Source organism: Dyella marensis, from assembly GCF_900112865.1.
In the GTDB taxonomy this organism is placed as follows: domain Bacteria; phylum Pseudomonadota; class Gammaproteobacteria; order Xanthomonadales; family Rhodanobacteraceae; genus Dyella_D; species Dyella_D marensis_A.
In genome coordinates, this window is sequence record NZ_FONH01000011.1 from 1 (window position 1) to 14,987 (window position 14,987).

At 66.1% G+C, this 14,987-nt stretch carries 17 protein-coding genes; 16 read left to right on the forward strand and 1 reads right to left on the reverse strand.

Features of this window, described 5'->3' with window-relative positions; translation table 11 throughout:
* The first annotated feature begins 499 nt into the window (after nt 1-499).
* On the forward strand, nt 500-2,485 hold the full coding sequence (locus BM172_RS14295) for a UvrD-helicase domain-containing protein (RefSeq protein WP_026634990.1): 1,986 nt from the start codon (nt 500-502) through the stop codon (nt 2,483-2,485).
* A 180-nt stretch (nt 2,486-2,665) separates the two neighbouring features.
* On the opposite strand, the gene BM172_RS14300 is transcribed toward BM172_RS14295, so the two are convergent.
* Complete coding sequence (locus tag BM172_RS14300) at nt 2,666-3,358, reverse strand: LexA family protein (RefSeq protein WP_026634991.1); 693 nt, start codon at nt 3,356-3,358, stop codon at nt 2,666-2,668.
* Between the two features lie 136 nt (nt 3,359-3,494).
* On the opposite strand from BM172_RS14300, the gene BM172_RS14305 reads away from it, so the two are divergent.
* The 15 genes from BM172_RS14305 to BM172_RS22220 all read left to right on the forward strand — a co-directional run bounded on the left by BM172_RS14305 (nt 3,495) and on the right by BM172_RS22220 (nt 14,986).
* On the forward strand, nt 3,495-4,181 hold the full coding sequence (locus tag BM172_RS14305; RefSeq protein ID WP_035323203.1) for a DnaJ-like cysteine-rich domain-containing protein: 687 nt from the start codon (nt 3,495-3,497) through the stop codon (nt 4,179-4,181).
* A gap of 311 nt (nt 4,182-4,492) precedes the next feature.
* Nucleotides 4,493-4,843 (forward strand): putative holin, encoded by a 351-nt coding sequence (locus BM172_RS14310; RefSeq protein WP_026634993.1) that lies wholly within the window; start codon nt 4,493-4,495, stop codon nt 4,841-4,843.
* Nucleotides 4,836-5,117 (forward strand): phage holin family protein, encoded by a 282-nt coding sequence (locus BM172_RS14315; RefSeq protein ID WP_026634994.1) that lies wholly within the window; start codon nt 4,836-4,838, stop codon nt 5,115-5,117. The genes BM172_RS14310 and BM172_RS14315 overlap by 8 nt, the downstream gene beginning before the upstream one ends.
* Nucleotides 5,114-5,587 carry a lysozyme gene (locus BM172_RS14320; RefSeq protein WP_090423593.1) on the forward strand — a complete coding sequence of 158 codons (474 nt, stop codon included), beginning with the start codon at nt 5,114-5,116 and terminating at the stop codon, nt 5,585-5,587. The genes BM172_RS14315 and BM172_RS14320 overlap by 4 nt, the downstream gene beginning before the upstream one ends.
* A 120-nt stretch (nt 5,588-5,707) precedes the next feature.
* Complete coding sequence (locus BM172_RS14325; protein ID WP_026634996.1) at nt 5,708-6,118, forward strand: phage tail terminator-like protein; 411 nt, start codon at nt 5,708-5,710, stop codon at nt 6,116-6,118.
* Between the two features lie 88 nt (nt 6,119-6,206).
* Nucleotides 6,207-7,115 carry a phage tail tube protein gene (locus BM172_RS14330; protein WP_026634997.1) on the forward strand — a complete coding sequence of 303 codons (909 nt, stop codon included), beginning with the start codon at nt 6,207-6,209 and terminating at the stop codon, nt 7,113-7,115.
* Entirely contained in the window at nt 7,112-7,504 is a 393-nt protein-coding gene (locus tag BM172_RS14335; RefSeq protein WP_026634998.1) for a hypothetical protein, read from the forward strand. Before BM172_RS14330 ends, BM172_RS14335 begins: the two co-directional genes overlap by 4 nt.
* Nucleotides 7,505-7,572: 68 nt before the next feature.
* A complete protein-coding gene (locus BM172_RS14340) occupies nt 7,573-7,785 on the forward strand; it encodes a phage tail assembly chaperone (RefSeq protein WP_026634999.1) in 213 nt (70 codons plus the stop codon).
* Nucleotides 7,778-9,013, forward strand: a complete 1,236-nt coding sequence (locus tag BM172_RS14345; RefSeq protein ID WP_026635000.1) for a phage tail tape measure protein — start codon at nt 7,778-7,780, stop codon at nt 9,011-9,013. Before BM172_RS14340 ends, BM172_RS14345 begins: the two co-directional genes overlap by 8 nt.
* Nucleotides 9,006-9,341: a phage tail protein gene (locus BM172_RS14350; RefSeq protein WP_026635001.1), complete on the forward strand. Its 336-nt coding sequence runs from the start codon at nt 9,006-9,008 to the stop codon at nt 9,339-9,341. The genes BM172_RS14345 and BM172_RS14350 overlap by 8 nt, the downstream gene beginning before the upstream one ends.
* Nucleotides 9,338-10,048 (forward strand): phage minor tail protein L, encoded by a 711-nt coding sequence (locus tag BM172_RS14355; RefSeq protein ID WP_026635002.1) that lies wholly within the window; start codon nt 9,338-9,340, stop codon nt 10,046-10,048. Before BM172_RS14350 ends, BM172_RS14355 begins: the two co-directional genes overlap by 4 nt.
* Entirely contained in the window at nt 10,045-10,782 is a 738-nt protein-coding gene (locus tag BM172_RS14360; protein WP_026635003.1) for a C40 family peptidase, read from the forward strand. The genes BM172_RS14355 and BM172_RS14360 overlap by 4 nt, the downstream gene beginning before the upstream one ends.
* 66 nt (nt 10,783-10,848) lie before the next feature.
* Nucleotides 10,849-11,514 (forward strand): tail assembly protein, encoded by a 666-nt coding sequence (locus BM172_RS14365; RefSeq protein ID WP_197022862.1) that lies wholly within the window; start codon nt 10,849-10,851, stop codon nt 11,512-11,514.
* A gap of 2 nt (nt 11,515-11,516) precedes the next feature.
* Nucleotides 11,517-14,684: a TipJ family phage tail tip protein gene (locus BM172_RS14370; RefSeq protein WP_026635004.1), complete on the forward strand. Its 3,168-nt coding sequence runs from the start codon at nt 11,517-11,519 to the stop codon at nt 14,682-14,684.
* On the forward strand, nt 14,684-14,986 hold the full coding sequence (locus tag BM172_RS22220; protein ID WP_143096525.1) for a hypothetical protein: 303 nt from the start codon (nt 14,684-14,686) through the stop codon (nt 14,984-14,986). Before BM172_RS14370 ends, BM172_RS22220 begins: the two co-directional genes overlap by 1 nt.
* Nucleotide 14,987: the final 1 nt, after the last annotated feature.

Consider the following 14,987-nt stretch of genomic DNA (forward strand, 5'->3'; position numbering starts at 1 on the left):
GAGGGAGGTGTGGATCCTCGCGAAGATTGAACGAGAGCACGCGGCGCAGCCGCGGCATTCCGCTTGTGCGCTTTTGCTTCGGCTTTTGATCTGCAACCCCCTTGGCGCGGCGGTGAGGGCTGGACGATCAGGCCCCGAAGGGGGCGAGGACAGGAGTCCTCGCCTTTTTGACGGGACATGGATGTCCCGTCAAAAAGCCCGGCCAGCCCTCACGTACCCGCAGCAGCGAAGCTGCGGAGGGCGCCGTGCAGGGTGCCCTTCTCTTTGCCTACTTTCTCTTGGGCAAGCAAGAGAAAGTAGGTCGGGCCGCGGCAGCGGCACGAAACACTCGCCTACGGCGAGACAAAGCTGCGCGCAACGCGACAATCAGACGTGGTCGTTACTGGATCCCGGCCTACGCCGGGATGACGAGCAAAAAAGCGGGCACGCCGAGGCGGCCCCATGGCGCCAAGCGCCATTTGATAAGATCGCCATCCGCCACTCGCCGCGCGCACCTCGCATGCTCAACCCGCAACAGCTAGCCGCAGTCGAGCACTGCGACACCCCCCTGCTCGTCCTCGCCGGCGCCGGTTCCGGCAAGACCAGCGTGATTACCCAGAAGATCGCCTACCTGATCCAGCGCCGCCGCCTGGCCCCGTCCAGGATCGCCGCCATCACCTTCACCAACAAGGCGGCGAAGGAAATGCGCGAGCGCGTGGCCAAGCTGATCAGCAGCGAGGACGCCGCCGCGCTCACCGTGTGCACCTTCCACGCGCTGGGCCTGAAGTTCCTGCAGATCGAGCATGCGCGCGCCGGCCTGCGCAAGGGCTTTTCGGTGCTCGACGCCGACGACAGCGAAGTGATCCTGAAGGAACTGGCGCCCAAGGGCGCCAAGCCGGACGTGCTGTTCGGCATCCGCAGCCTGGTCAGCCGGGCCAAGAACGCCGGTCTCTCGCCGGAAGAAGCCACTGCCGCCGCGCGCAGCCCACGCGAGATGGATGCGGCGATGATCTACACGCTCTACCAGGCGCGCCTGGCCGCGTTCAATGCGGTCGACTTCGACGATCTGATCCGCCTGCCGCTGCGCATCCTGGAGAGCGACGAGGAATGCCGCGCCGCCTGGCGCGAGCGCCTGCGCTATCTGTTGGTGGACGAATACCAGGACACCAACGACGCGCAGTACCGCCTGCTCAAGGCCCTGGCCGGCGAGCGCGGCGGCTTCACCTGCGTGGGCGACGACGACCAGTCCATCTACGCCTGGCGCGGCGCCAACCCGGAGAACATCGACCAGCTGAGCAAGGACTGGCCGTCCCTGCGCGTGATCAAGCTGGAACAGAACTACCGCTGCGGCCGCCGTATCCTGCGCGCGGCCAACAAGCTGATCGCCAACAACCCGCACCTGCACGAAAAGAAACTGTGGAGCGAGCACCCGGAAGGTGCGCAGATCCGCGTGCTGGAGTGCAAGGACAACGAGCACGAGGCCGAACGCGTCGCCGCCATCGCCGTCACCCTCGCCGAGAAGCACAAGGCGCGCTGGCACGAGATGGCCATTCTCTATCGCGGCAACTTCCAGGCCCGTCCGCTGGAGAAAGCGCTGCGCCTGGCGCGCGTGCCGTATCACCTGACCGGCGCGCTGAGCTTCCTGGACCGCGCCGAGGTGAAGGATCTGCTCTGCTATCTGCGCCTGCTGACCAACCCCAGCGACGATGCCGCCTTCCTGCGCGTGGTGAACGTGCCCAAGCGCGAGATCGGCGCGACCACGCTGGAAAAGCTCGGCCAGATTGCGCAGACGCGCAATGCCTCGCTGCTGGATGCCGCGCGCAGCGACGGCGTACTGCGTCAGCTCTCGCCGCGCCCCGCCGCTGCGCTGGCCGGCTTCACCACGCTGATGGATGAGCTGCGCAGCGCTTCGCTGCATGCGAGCGCGGCCGACCTGGTGGAGACCGTGCTCAAGCGTACCGGCTACGCCAGCGAGATCGCCGCCAGCACCACCGACGCCGCGCTGCGCGAGCGCCGCCTGGGCAACCTGCGCGAGCTGGCCGACTGGTTCCGCGCCATGCAGCGCAACGACAGCACCACCGGCGACCTCGCCGCGCAGCTGGCCCTGCTCAGCCACGCCGACCGCGACGAGCCCGGCAACGCACTGCGCATGATGACGCTGCACGCGGCCAAGGGCCTGGAGTTCCGCTTCGTCTTCATCGTCGGCTGCGAAGAGGGCACCTTGCCGCACGACGGCGCCATGGACGAAGGCCGCGTCGACGAGGAACGCCGCCTGATGTACGTCGGCATCACCCGCGCCAAGGAAATGCTCACCCTGTCGTGGTCGTCCAAGACCAAGCGCTACGGCGAGGTGCACAGCAACCAGCCCAGCCGCTTCCTGCACGAACTGCCGCAGGACGACCTGCACTGGCAGGGCAAGGATCCGGAAGCGGACAAGGAAGTGGTGCGCGAGACGGCCGAGTCGCATATGGCGAAGATCAAGGCGATGCTGGCGGGGGGCGGTTAGGGCCACCTCTGCGTCATTCCGGCGCAGGCCGGAATCCAGTGGCGTTATCGCAGGGTCGTCGCGTAGAGCAGAAAGGCCGGCTCCGCGGCGCCCGCGTCTTCCTGCAGCGCTTCGCCACTGGATTCCGGCCTGCGCCGGAATGACGAGTGGGTGGAGACTGCGGCAAGCCCGCACCACAACTCAATGCCGCCGGCGACGCCGCCGGTGCTCCATCATCGTCCCGATGATGCTACCCGGGTTCGCCGCATTGACCACGATGGTCGGATAGTCGGCATTGAGCGGCACCAGTTCGATGATCTCCTGCCCTTCCGGATCGCGGCCGCGGTTGCGGTACTTCTTGAAGGTGGCGCTGCCGTCGCTCTCGATGCGCGCCACCACGAAATCGCCCGGCAGCGGTTTCACCGCGGGGTCGATGATCACGATGTCGCCGGGGTGGAATTCCTCCAGCATCGATTCGCCGGTGATCTCCAGCGCGAAGGCCAGCCGGCCCAGGTCGCGCGCCAGCTCCGCATCCACGCTGACGCTCTGCTCGGCATAGCCGCGCGGATAGGGATCGGCCGCCTCGCGGCCGTAGCCGGCCTGCACCATCGAGATCACCGGCAGCTGGCGCACGTCCGGCTGGGCGGCGCGCAGGCCGTCGGGCACTTCGCCGCGGCTGTCGTCCTCCTTGCCGGTGCGCAGGTAGCGCACCGAGACGCCCATGATGCCGGCGGCCATCTCAAGCGCCGCGACGCGGATGTTGTCTGCTTCGATGACGCCAGCTTCCCACTGGCTGATCGCCGAACCGGAATAACCGATGCGACGGCCCAGGGCCCGCTGGGAAATGCCCGCGCGCTCGCGGGCGGCTTTGAAGCGTTCGGCGAAGTTACTCATGCGTTAAGTCTACTTGTCGTTCTGATAAGTGTAATTGACAAACGGTGCCAAGTAAACTTATCATTGTCCCACGGGAAACGTCCGATCACCGACGCCCTCCCGGCGCTCCATCCATCGCAAACCAGGGAGGAATTCGATGAACGTACGCAAGCTCCTGGCCCGCCTGAACCCTTCGATCGCGCGCTTCGAAGTGCACCACGGCGGCCAGCCCGAACTCACTCCCCAGGACATCGCCGGCGCCTTGGGCATGATCGACGACCGCCTCGCCCGCGAGGTGCTGTGCACCGTGTGGTGGCCCGACGGCGCGCAGCTGCAGCGCGCCGAGCTGGACCGCATCGTGCGCGAGGCCCAGCTGCGCGAATGGATGCGCCTGCGCCGCGAGCTGGAAGCGGCGAAGCTCGCCCTGCACGTGGCGCAAGACGATATCGACGGCACCTACGGCACCCGCGCCGGCCAGCGCGCCACCCTGCAACGCGCCACCGAGACGCTGGACGAAGTGAAGGCGCGCCAGTGGCCCGCAGTCGGGCCGATCTATCGCGCGGTGCGCGTGGCCGTGCTGGCCGAACTGGCGACGCCCAGCCTGTGCCCGCACTGCGAAGGGCGCGGCGAAGTGTTCGTGCAGGATCGCCTGTTGATTTGCCAGCATTGCGAAGGCCATGGCCGCACGCCGGTGAGCGATCGCAAGCGCGCGGCGATGATCGAGCGCGACGAAGCCGGCTATCGCCGCGTGTGGCGCCCGGTATACGAATGGACGCTGGCCTTGTGCGCCGGCGCGGAAACGCGCGGCGCACGCGCCCTGGAACGCGCGCTGGCGCCGGCATGAACACCATGCCGTGCGGAATCGATACCTCCGCACTTTGCAAGGAAAATGCATAGCGTGGGATCGATCGGCAAGCGACACATCGCATCATCTTCTGCAGAGGCCGCATGTGCGGCCTCTTTCTTTTTCATGACGCGCCACCCTTGCAAAAACATCGCTGCGGAATCGACGCTTCCGCACTTTCCGAGGAAAATGTTCACCATGGGCCCATGAGCGAACGGCACGCACGCCGCGCTTCCCACGCGTAAATACGCGATGCCCCTGCTTCTTCACAGGCCGCCATGCGCGGCCTTTCGCATTTATGGAGACCACTCATGACCGAACCCGCCATGGCGATGGCGGCGGCCGCCAGCCTGGGCGTCGCCGCGTCGCTGCCCGGCGTGGACGGCAACGCGCTGATCGGCGCGTTCGCCGGCGCCACGCTGTTCGTCGTCTCGTCCAAGGAGCTGCCGATCTGGCGGCGCCTTGCCTACCTGGGCGTGTCGATTGCGCTCGGCTACCTCGCCGCACCGGAGGTGATGCGCTGGCTGCCGCTGCAGGCCTCCGGGGTGGCGGCCTTCCTCGGCGCGGCACTGGGCGTCACCTTGACGCTCGGCCTGCTGGAACGCGGCCGCACCTTCGACCTCGACGCATGGCTGCGCAGCCGGGGAGGCCCGCATGCGTGACCCGCTCGAACTGCTCACCATGTTCGCTTCCGCGTCGATCTGCCTGCGGCTGATCACCTACCGGCGCTCGCCCGATGCGCGCTACCGCCCATGGGTATCGGCCTGCGCCTGGCTGCTGATCGTGTGCAGCGGCGGCCAGGCCATTCATATCGCGCTCGGCCATGCCGCGCCCGGCGAAACCACGCTGTGGCAGCTCGGCATCCTGCTCGTGCTTGCCGCGCTTCTGCACATGGCGCGCGGCAATCTGGCGCGCGTGCTGAGGCTGGACGCATGAACACGGCGCCGGTGAAGACCAGTGCGCTCGGCGTCGCGCTGATCAAGCAGTTCGAGGGTTTGCGCACCTGCGCCTATCTGGATGCCGCAGGCATCTGGACCATCGGCTACGGCCATACGGGTGAGGAGGTGCGCTCGGGTGTGCGCATCGATGCAGCACAAGCCGACGGTTTGCTGCACCAGGACCTGCGCGCGGCCGAAGAAGCCGTGCGTGCGCTGGTGACCACGCCGCTGGCGCAGGCGTCATTCGATGCGCTGGTGAGCTTCGTCTTCAACGTCGGCGCCAATGCGTTCGCCGGATCCACGCTGTTGCGCAAGCTCAACGCGGGCGATGCCGAAGGCGCCGCCGCCGAGTTCGAGCGTTGGCGTTATGCCGGCGGCCGCGTACTGCCCGGCCTGCTGCGACGGCGCATCGCCGAGCGCACGCTGTTCCTGTCGCCGCATCCGGCAGGCATTGCGCTGCGGAAGTGACGCTTCCGCGCTTTCAGCCCTAATCTGGCTACAACGGCAACATTTCATCGCATCTCAGCGCATCGCATCCGAACCCGCCCACCGAGGCGGGTTTTTCTTTTTCCGCCACGGGAACCCGCCATGAGTTTCACCAACATCAATGCCGCGCTCGTCGCCGGCTACCAGGCCGCCGCGCTCAACCTGCCCACCGCCTACGAAGGCGTCGACTTCGCGCCGACCGCGGGACAGCCCTGGGCCGCGGTATCGATGCTGCCGCTGCCGGTCGTCGGCGGCAGCCTGGGCGCCGCGGGCAACGATCGCCACACCGGCACCTTCCAGGTCGACCTCAACGACGTGACCGGCGGCGGCATCGCCCGCCTGCTGTCGCTGGCCGACACGCTGCGCGGCTATTTCAAGGCCGGGCGCCAGCTCGACGGCAACGGCCTGCCGGTGCTGGTCAACAGCACCAGCCGCAGCGTCGTCACCAACAAGGACGGCTGGCTGCGCATGTCGGTGATCGTCGCCTGGACGGCATGGACCGACCACGGCTGAAGCATCGCCGCTTCGTTCGACCCGGTCCGCTTCGGACCCACCCGCGCGGCCGCACGCCACGCATTTCTTTCCACCAAGGAGCAACCGCATGACCATCGCCACCGGCAGCCGCCACAGCCTCGCCTACATCGCCGAGGCCACCTACGGCGCCACGCCCGCCACGCCGGCATTCCGCCAGCTGCGCCACAAGAGCACCACGCTCGCCCTCACCAAGAACACCATGCAGTCCGAAGAACTGCGCGGCGACCGCCAGATCGCCGACCTGCGCCACGGCACCGTCCAGGTGGGCGGCGACATGCAGGGCGAGCTGAGCTATGGCGCCTACGACGACCTGTTCGCCGCCGCGCTGGGCGGCAGCTGGAACGCCAACGTGCTGAAGGCCGGCACCGCACGCACCAGCTTCACCCTGGAGCGCAACTTCGCCGACATCGGCCAGTACCTGCGCTACACCGGCTGCGAGATCAACGGCCTGCATTTCGACGTGCAGCCCGGCGCGATCGCCAATGTCACCTTCGACGTGATCGGCCAGGCCGAAGCGGTCGACGCCAACATCGTGGCCGGCGCCACCTATGTCGCCGCCAGCGCCAACCGTCCGATGGACGCGCTCAGCGGCGCGATCAAGGAAGGCGGCCAGGTGCTGGGCGTGGTGACCGAATTGAAGCTGGACCTGGCCAACGGCATCGAGCCGCGCTTCGTGATCGGCAGCGCCAAGACCCTGCAGCCGAGCATCGGCCGCAGCAACCTCACCGGCACGCTGACCGCGTACTTCCTGGACGGCTCGCTGCTGGCCAAGTTCATCGGCGAGACCGAGAGCTCGCTGGAGCTGACCCTGTCCGACGGCACCAACAGCTACGTGCTGCTGCTGCCGCGCATCAAATACACCGGCGGCCAGGCCGACGTGGCCAACGACGGCCCGATCACCCTGTCGCTGCCGATCCAGGCGCTGTACGACAGTGCGACCGGCACCCAGCTGCGCATCACCCGGAGCGGCGCATGAGCGGCATGGATGCCTTCGCCATCCGCCAGCGCGCCAACGATGGGCGCCGCATCGCACTGACCCTGCCCGACGGTTCGCCCACCGAGCACTGGCTGCAGATCCGCAGCCGCTGGTCGGACGCGTTCCGCCAGGCGCGCGACGACGCGATGCAACAGGTCGCGCGCCTGGCCCAGGCCGGCGAAGCGGAACTCGAGACGGCACTGGAGCAGAGCACGCTCGCGGTGCGTTCCGCACTGGTCTCGGCGTGGAGCTTCGACGAGCCGTGCGTGACGGACAACGTGCAGGCGTTCCTGCGCGAAGCGCCGCAGATCGCCGAGCTGGTCGATCGCGCCGGCGCCGACGATCCGGCTTTTTTCGGCAACGCCTTCGCCAGCTCGCCGACTGGCTGAAGGCGGAGCAGCAGCTGGCCCGCCCCACCGGCGCGGGCGGCCAGCCGCTGCAACGGCATCTCGAAGCGGTGCAACGCCAGCTGGGCCGCCTGCCGGCCCAGCTGGCCGAGCGCCCGGCATGCCCGGCGGAACTGGCCTACCTGGCCGAGTGGCTGGGCCAGTTGCCCACGCCGCTCACCCATACCGAACTCCATCACTGGACGCAGCTCACCGCCCGGCGACTCGATCGCTGGGAGGTGGAAGCGCTGATGATGCTCGACAGGATACGCAGCGATGGCTGATATCGACAGCAACAGCCTCAACAATTTCGTGACCGCCTTGAACAAGGCGAGCAAGTCGCTGGGCGACATGCAGAAGGCAATGGATGCGACGACCAAGTCGACGCAGAGTGCCGGCAAGGCGGCCGATGGGGCAGCGAAGGAAGCTTCCAAGGAAGCGGCCAAGCCCAGCGAGACCGACAAGACCGTCAGCGCGGCAACGCAGAAGATCAAGGACGATTTCGCCAAGGACGTCATGGCGGCTTTCAACGCGGACGGCAAGGCAGCTCGCACCGCACGCATCAAGGTTCGCGACGATCTCTACGGCAGCCTCAAACATGGTGTTGCCGATACGACGACCGCCGCGCTCGGCGATGCGGCGAGCACCGGCTACCGCGGCACCAATGACTATGTGCTTGCTTTTCTTCGTGGCTATGCCAAGACCCCCGGCGCCGCGCCGGACAAGGCAGCAGGTGCCGCGACCGGAGCGAAGCCTGGTGCTGCCGATGCCACTGCTGACGCCGGCAAGACCGAAGGCGACATAGCCAAGAGCACCGACTTCATGGTCGGCCTGGCCGAACAGGCAGGCGAACGGATCCGCGGTTCGCTGGGCAGCATGCTGTTCGACACCCTGGACGGAAACTTCAAGAGCGTCGGCAAGAGCTTCCGCACCATGCTGCGCCAGATGGCGGCCGATATCGCCGCGTCGCAGATCTCCAAGCTGGCCGGCACCGCGCTGAGCTGGATCGGTGGTGCGATCGGCAGCATGTTCGGCGGCGGCTCGACCGCCCTGCCCGGCTACAGCCCGATGGCGGGTGGCAGCGCGGGCAACTACGCCGCGTCGATCTTCTTCGACGGCCCGATGGCCGCCAAGGGCATGGCCTTGCAAAGCGGCATGCCACTGCGTGCCTTCGCCCGCGGCGGCATCGTCAACAGCCCCACCCTGTTCCCCATGGCCACCGGCACCGGCCTGATGGGCGAAGCCGGACCCGAAGCGATCATGCCGCTGGCCCGCGGGCCGGACGGACGCCTCGGCGTGCGCGGCGGCCGCAGCAGCGGCGGTGGCGGGGTCAACAACCAGATCAGCATCACCGTCAACGTCGGCGCCAACGGTAACGCGCAGAGCGATACGCAGGCGCAGAGCGACGACGCCGGCCGCCAGCTCGCATCGATGGTTGAAGGCAAGGTCAAGGAAGTCATGGCGCGCGAGCAGCGCCAGGGCGGCATTTTGTGGAGGATGCAGCATGCCTGAAGTCTTCGGGTGGATTCCCCAGGTGGAGCCGCAGGGCCAGACCACCTTCCGCGTGCGCAGCGCGCAGTTCGGCGACGGTTATACCCAGACCGTGACCGACGGCATCAACAACCGCGTGGACAGCTGGCCGCTGTCCTTCGACGGTGACGGCAGCTATATGGCGCCGATCAAGGACTTCCTCGATCGCCATGCCGGCGCTGCCTCGTTCCAGTGGACGCCGCCACTGGGTGCGCCGTCGCTGTTCCGCTGCGCCGGCTACACGCTGGTGCCGCGCGCCGCCGGCTACTACACGCTGTCGGCGACCTTCCAGCAGGTGTTCTCGCCATGACCATCTACGCCGATATCCAGAAGCTGGAGCCCGGCGCGGAGGTCGAGCTGTTCGAACTGGACGCGCGCTCGATTACCGGTGGGGGCGCAGCCGACGTGCTGCGCTTCCACGGCTATACGCAGGTCGGTTCGATCTGGTGGCAGGGGCTGGAGTACTCGCCCTGGCCGATCCAGGCCGAAGGTTTCGAGCTCAATCCCGACAAGCCGCCGATGCCGATGCTGAGCGTGGGCAACGTGGACGGACGCATCACCGCGCTGTGCCTGGCCTACCAGGATCTGGTCGGCGCGCTGCTGGTGCGCCACCGCACCTTCGGTCGCTACCTGGACGCGCGCAACTTCGCCGATGGCAATCCCACCGCGGATGCCACGCAGGAGTTTCCGCCGGACAAGTGGTTCCTCGAGCGCAAGGCCAGCGAGACCAACCAGGTGGTGCAGTTCGAGCTGGCCAGCGCGCTGGACTTCGGGCAGCAGCAGTTGCCGGGCCGCACGATCATCGCCAACAGCTGCAGCTGGCTGCAGCGCGGCGGTTATCGCGGGCCGTACTGCGGTTACAGCGGCGGCCCGGTGGCGAAGGCGGATGACACGCCGACCAGCGATCCGGCACAGGATGTGTGCGGTGGGCGGTTGTCGTCGTGCAAGCTGCGTTTTGGCCAGAACAACCCGGTTCCGTTCGGTAGCTATCCTGCAGCTGGCCTGTTGCGCACATGAACCCGGCCACCCTGGATGCCTTCCGCGCCCATGCAGTGGCCGACTATCCGCGCGAAGCCTGCGGACTGGTGGTGGTGGTCAAGGGGCGCGAGCGCTACCTCGCCTGCCGCAACCTTGCCACTACGCCGAGCGAACATTTCGTGCTCGCAGCCGAGGATTACGCGGAAGCTGAGGAGGCCGGCGAGATCGTTGCCGTCATGCATTCGCATCCCGATGCACCGGCGCGCGCGTCGGAAGGCGACCGGGTGGCGTGCGAGGCATCCGGGTTGCCGTGGTGGATCGTGTCGGTGACGCCCGGGATGGATGGCACGCCCCAGGCCGGCGAGTTGTCCTGCATCGAGCCGAGCGGCTACGAAGCGCCCTTGGTCGGCCGGCCATTCCATCACGGCGTGCTGGATTGCTGGACCTTGTGCCGGGACTGGTATGCGCGCGAATGGGGGCTGGCGTTGCCGGACCCGGTGCGGCACGACAACTGGTGGGATGACGGTTGCTCCGATCTCTATACGGAGAATCTCGCCGCTGCCGGATTCGCGCCTGTCGCTGCCGGGGATATCCAATGCGGCGATCTGATCTTGATGCAGATTCGCAGCCGGAACCTCGTGCCTAACCATGCCGGCATTTATCTCGGCGATGGCTTGATGCTGCATCACATGTATGGGCGGCTTTCCAGTCGCGACGTGTATGGCGGCTATTGGGTCGAGAACACGAGGCTAGTGGCGCGCCACGCGAGGTGAGGCGACTCGATGCCCCTAATCACAAGAGCCCTGCTTAGCGGGGCTTTTTATTGAACGGTGAATTCAATGCAACAACTACGCACTGTGCGCCTCTATGGCGTACTCGGCTCGAAGTTCGGCAGAACGTTCAAGTTCGCGCTCGACTCCAATACGCCCTCGGAAGCTATCGCCGCACTGTCCGCTCAGCTATCGGGTTTCCGCGAATTTCTACTGAAAGCAAAGGATCGCGGCCTTGGTTTCTCGATCTTCGTGGGAAAGAAGAACCTGAAAGAAGAACAGCTCAACGAGCCGAGCGGGTCAGAGGACATCCGCATTGCCCCGATGCTTATCGGCAGCAAGAACGGCGGTCTCTTTAACGTCATTCTCGGCGCCGCCATCATCGCCATTGCCTACATCAATCCGTTCGGCATGCTGACTGGCCCCATTGTTTCGTACATGTATGGCATGGGAGCTAGCATGATGATCAACGGCGCCGTCCAGTTGCTCTCGCCGCAACCCAAGGGCCTCAAAGTCGGCGACCGCCCCGACAACCAACCCAGCTACGTCTTCAACGGCGCCGTCAATACGCAGGCCCAGGGCAACCCCGTTCCCGTACTCTACGGCCGGATGATCGTCGGCTCCGCCGTGGTCTCCGCCGGCATCCATGCCGAGGACTATGCGCCAGCCACCGCCGGTGTCGGCGGCGGCGTGAATCTCAACGGCCGCGTGCTCAAGAATTTCTACGAGAGGTAGACATGACTTCCACTCTTCAAGGCGCCAAGGGCGGCGGCAAGCAGCGCACGCCCGTCGAGTCGCCGGACAGCCTGCGCTCGATCGCCTATTTCCGCATCCTGGACTTGGTCAGCGAAGGCGAGATCGGTGGCCTGGTCAACGGGCTGCAGTCGATCTATCTCGACGAGACGCCGCTGGCCAATCCGGACGGCTCGCTCAACTTCCAGAACGTGCACGTGGAAACGCGCACCGGCACGCAGGACCAGGAGGAAGTGCCTGGCTACCCGGCGGTGGAGAACGAGATCAATGTCGGCGTGGAGCTCAAGCAAAGCACGCCGTGGATCCGCTCGCTCAGCAATACCTCGCTGTCGGCGGTGCGCATCACCATCGGCGTGCCGGGCCTGTCCAATGCCAATACGTCCAACGGCGACATCAATGGTTACTCGGTGCAGTACAAGATCGAGGTGCAGACCGACGCCGGCGCCTGGCAGCTCGCCTACAACGGCGCGATCACCGGCAAGACCACCAGCAAGTACCAGCGCAGCCACCGCATCGACCTTCCCGCTGCGCAGAACGGCTGGAACGTGCGCGTCACGCGCATCACGGCGAATGCCAACAGTTCCGCGATCGCCGACATCACCACCATCGACAGCTACACCGAGGTGATCGATGCCAAGCTGCGCTATCCGAACAGCGCGCTGCTGGGCATCTCCGGCGACGCGGCACAGTTCAGCAACATCCCCAGCCGCGCCTACGATCTGTGGGGCCGCGTCATCCAGGTGCCGAACAACTACGATCCGCTGGCGCGCAGCTACAGCGGCGTGTGGGACGGCAGTTTCAAGCCGGCGTGGACCGACAACCCGGCGTGGATCTACTACGACCTCGCCACGCATCCGCGCTATGGCCTGGGTCACCTGGTCACCGCCGCACAGGTGAACAAGTGGGAGCTGTACCGCATCGCGCAGTATTGCGACCAGCCGGTGAGCGACGGCAAGGGCGGCGCCGAGCCGCGCTTCACCTGCAACGTGTTCCTGCAGAGCGCCAGCGACGCGTACAAGCTGCTGAGCGACCTGGCCAGCGTGTTCCGCGGCATCTCGTTCTGGACCGGCGGCGCCATCACCGCCTCGGCCGACATGCCGGCGGACCCGGTGTATGCCTACACCGCGGCCAACGTGATCGGCGGCCAGTTCACCTACGCGGCCAGCACGCGCAAGACGCGCTATACCACCGCGCTGGTGACCTGGAACGACCCGAGCGATTTCTATCGCGCCAAGGTCGAGTACGTGGAAGACCGTACGGGCCTGGCCCGCTATGGCATCCAACAGGCTACGCTTACGGCCTTTGGCTGCACTTCGCAGGCGCAGGCGCAGCGTGCCGGCCAATGGGTGCTGCTTACCTCGCGGCTGGAAACCGACACGGTGACCTTCAAGGTCGGCCTGGACGGTACCGTCGCCGCGCCGGGACAGATCATCCGCGTGACGGATCCCGCGCGTGCCGGCAAGCGACAGGGCGGGCGCATCCATGACGCCACGCGCACCGTGGTGACGGTGGACAAGGCGCCCGAGCAGGTGGCGGCGGGCGATCGCCTGACGGTCATGCTGGCTACCGGAGCATCGGAAGCGCAGACCATCACCGCCATCGATGGCGTGCGCCTCTCGGTGGCCGCGCCGGGCTTCTCGGTGCAGCCGGAAGCGGAAGCCGTATGGGTGGTGGAGAGCGACACGCTCGCCGCGCAGACCTATCGCGTGCTGTCGGTGACCGAGGACAAGTCCTCCAGCGAGATCAGCTACACCATCACGGCGCTGCAGCACGTGGCGGACAAGTTCGCGGCGATCGACAACGGCGCGATCATCCAGATCCCGCCGATCAGCTCGCTGCCCGCCTCGACGCAGGCGCCGCCGGCGAATGTGCAGCTCAATGGGCATGTGGTGATCACGCAGGGCATCGCCACCAATGTGGTGACGATCTCCTGGGATGCGGCGTCCGGAGCTACCGGCTACCAGGTGGAGTGGCGGCGCAACGATGGCGAGTGGGTGAGCGCCGGGCGTACCCCGGGCTTGTCGCTCGACGTGGAAGGTATCTACACCGGCTCCTACGTTGCGCGGGTGCGTGCCGTCAGTCCTGGCGGCGTGGTGTCGATGCCGGCCTTGTCGGCGCCGACCGACATCCTCGGCAAGACGGGAGCGCCGCCGGTGGTGGCCACCTTCAAGGCGACGCCGAAGGTGTGGGGCATCCATCTGGAATGGAGCTTCCCCGCCGGCACCGACGATACGCAGCGCACGGAAGTATGGCGCTCGAACACCGCCAACCTGCAGGACGCCACCAAGATGGCGGACCTGGCCTATCCGCAGAATTCGCTGGAGATCGACGGGCTGGCCGCGGGGGCATCGTTCTATTTCTGGGTACGCCTGGTCGACAAGACCGGGAATGTCGGTACGTTCTATCCCGATGGAGCCGGCCTGCCCGGCCAGGCGAGCGCCAGTGCCGCCGACTATGAGCCGGTCATTACCGGGTTGATCGAGCAGACCCAGCTGGGCCAGGAGATCCTGGAGGGTGCAAAGCTCGCCACGCCGGATATGGCAGGTGACGCAAGTGAATGGGCTGGTGACGGTTCGCACTTCGCTGGTACATGGACGCTGCTTGATGCCGTGCAGGATGGTGATCGAGCTATGGCGTCGCGTGTAGATCTGGTACAGGCCACCGTGAGCGACACAAGCGCCACTGTGCAGCAGACATCACAGGCGGTTGTGGATCTTAACGGAAAGGTCAGCGCCACATGGACAGTTAAATGCCAGGTCACCGCTGACGGGCACATCTATGGCGCTGGTATGGGCCTCGGAGTGGAGCAGCAGCCCGATGGCTCCTATCAGTCTCAGGTCTTGTTCCAGGCCGATCGGTTTGCAGTCATCAATTCAACCAACGGCCAGATCACTACTCCATTCGTGATCCAGAACGGGCAGACCTACATCAAGCAAGCCCTGATCGGAGACGGCTGGATCGACAATGCAAAGATCGGCGACTTCATACAGTCGACTGATTATGTAGCTGGTGTACGCGGCTGGAAGATCAGCAAGAGTGGAAACAGCTTCGAGCTCAACGGTTCGGGTGGTGGGCGTTTGTCGATAACTAACCAGCTTATTCAAGTGTTCGATGGAAATGGAACCCTGCGCGTTCGTCTGGGGATGTGGTGATGGCTACTGGACTACAAGCGTTTGATGCCGCGGGCAACGTCCTTCTCGATCTCTCCTATGTGTCACCCCGTCTTATCGGCACGGTCACTCTCACAGGCTCCCCTGGCTCGCTGGATCTTCCCTTTCTCGACCAGGGCACGCCGTTCATCGTTGCACCAACGCTGCCCTCATTAGGCTCGACACCATATGGACCGTATGCGCTTGGCCTCTCCTGGAACATAAGCGGAAAAACGCTTCGATGGACCTTCTTCGGTCAGTTCACGCCGCAAACGCCGATTACCATCTGGTATGGGAACTACTAAG

What these genes read in the sequence shown, in the direction of transcription:
- BM172_RS14345 (WP_026635000.1), top strand. Translation starts at nt 7,778, where the DNA reads ATGGCTGATATCGACAGCAACAGCCTCAACAATTTCGTGACCGCCTTG.
- BM172_RS14330 (WP_026634997.1), top strand. Translation starts at nt 6,207, where the DNA reads ATGACCATCGCCACCGGCAGCCGCCACAGCCTCGCCTACATCGCCGAG.
- BM172_RS14320 (WP_090423593.1), top strand. Translation starts at nt 5,114, where the DNA reads ATGAACACGGCGCCGGTGAAGACCAGTGCGCTCGGCGTCGCGCTGATC.
- BM172_RS14295 (WP_026634990.1), top strand. Translation starts at nt 500, where the DNA reads ATGCTCAACCCGCAACAGCTAGCCGCAGTCGAGCACTGCGACACCCCC.
- BM172_RS14310 (WP_026634993.1), top strand. Translation starts at nt 4,493, where the DNA reads ATGACCGAACCCGCCATGGCGATGGCGGCGGCCGCCAGCCTGGGCGTC.
- BM172_RS14325 (WP_026634996.1), top strand. Translation starts at nt 5,708, where the DNA reads ATGAGTTTCACCAACATCAATGCCGCGCTCGTCGCCGGCTACCAGGCC.
- BM172_RS14365 (WP_197022862.1), top strand. Translation starts at nt 10,849, where the DNA reads ATGCAACAACTACGCACTGTGCGCCTCTATGGCGTACTCGGCTCGAAG.
- BM172_RS14355 (WP_026635002.1), top strand. Translation starts at nt 9,338, where the DNA reads ATGACCATCTACGCCGATATCCAGAAGCTGGAGCCCGGCGCGGAGGTC.
- BM172_RS14300 (WP_026634991.1), bottom strand. Translation starts at nt 3,358, where the DNA reads ATGAGTAACTTCGCCGAACGCTTCAAAGCCGCCCGCGAGCGCGCGGGC.
- BM172_RS14360 (WP_026635003.1), top strand. Translation starts at nt 10,045, where the DNA reads ATGAACCCGGCCACCCTGGATGCCTTCCGCGCCCATGCAGTGGCCGAC.
- BM172_RS14370 (WP_026635004.1), top strand. Translation starts at nt 11,517, where the DNA reads ATGACTTCCACTCTTCAAGGCGCCAAGGGCGGCGGCAAGCAGCGCACG.
- BM172_RS14315 (WP_026634994.1), top strand. Translation starts at nt 4,836, where the DNA reads ATGCGTGACCCGCTCGAACTGCTCACCATGTTCGCTTCCGCGTCGATC.
- BM172_RS22220 (WP_143096525.1), top strand. Translation starts at nt 14,684, where the DNA reads ATGGCTACTGGACTACAAGCGTTTGATGCCGCGGGCAACGTCCTTCTC.
- BM172_RS14305 (WP_035323203.1), top strand. Translation starts at nt 3,495, where the DNA reads ATGAACGTACGCAAGCTCCTGGCCCGCCTGAACCCTTCGATCGCGCGC.
- BM172_RS14350 (WP_026635001.1), top strand. Translation starts at nt 9,006, where the DNA reads ATGCCTGAAGTCTTCGGGTGGATTCCCCAGGTGGAGCCGCAGGGCCAG.
- BM172_RS14335 (WP_026634998.1), top strand. Translation starts at nt 7,112, where the DNA reads ATGAGCGGCATGGATGCCTTCGCCATCCGCCAGCGCGCCAACGATGGG.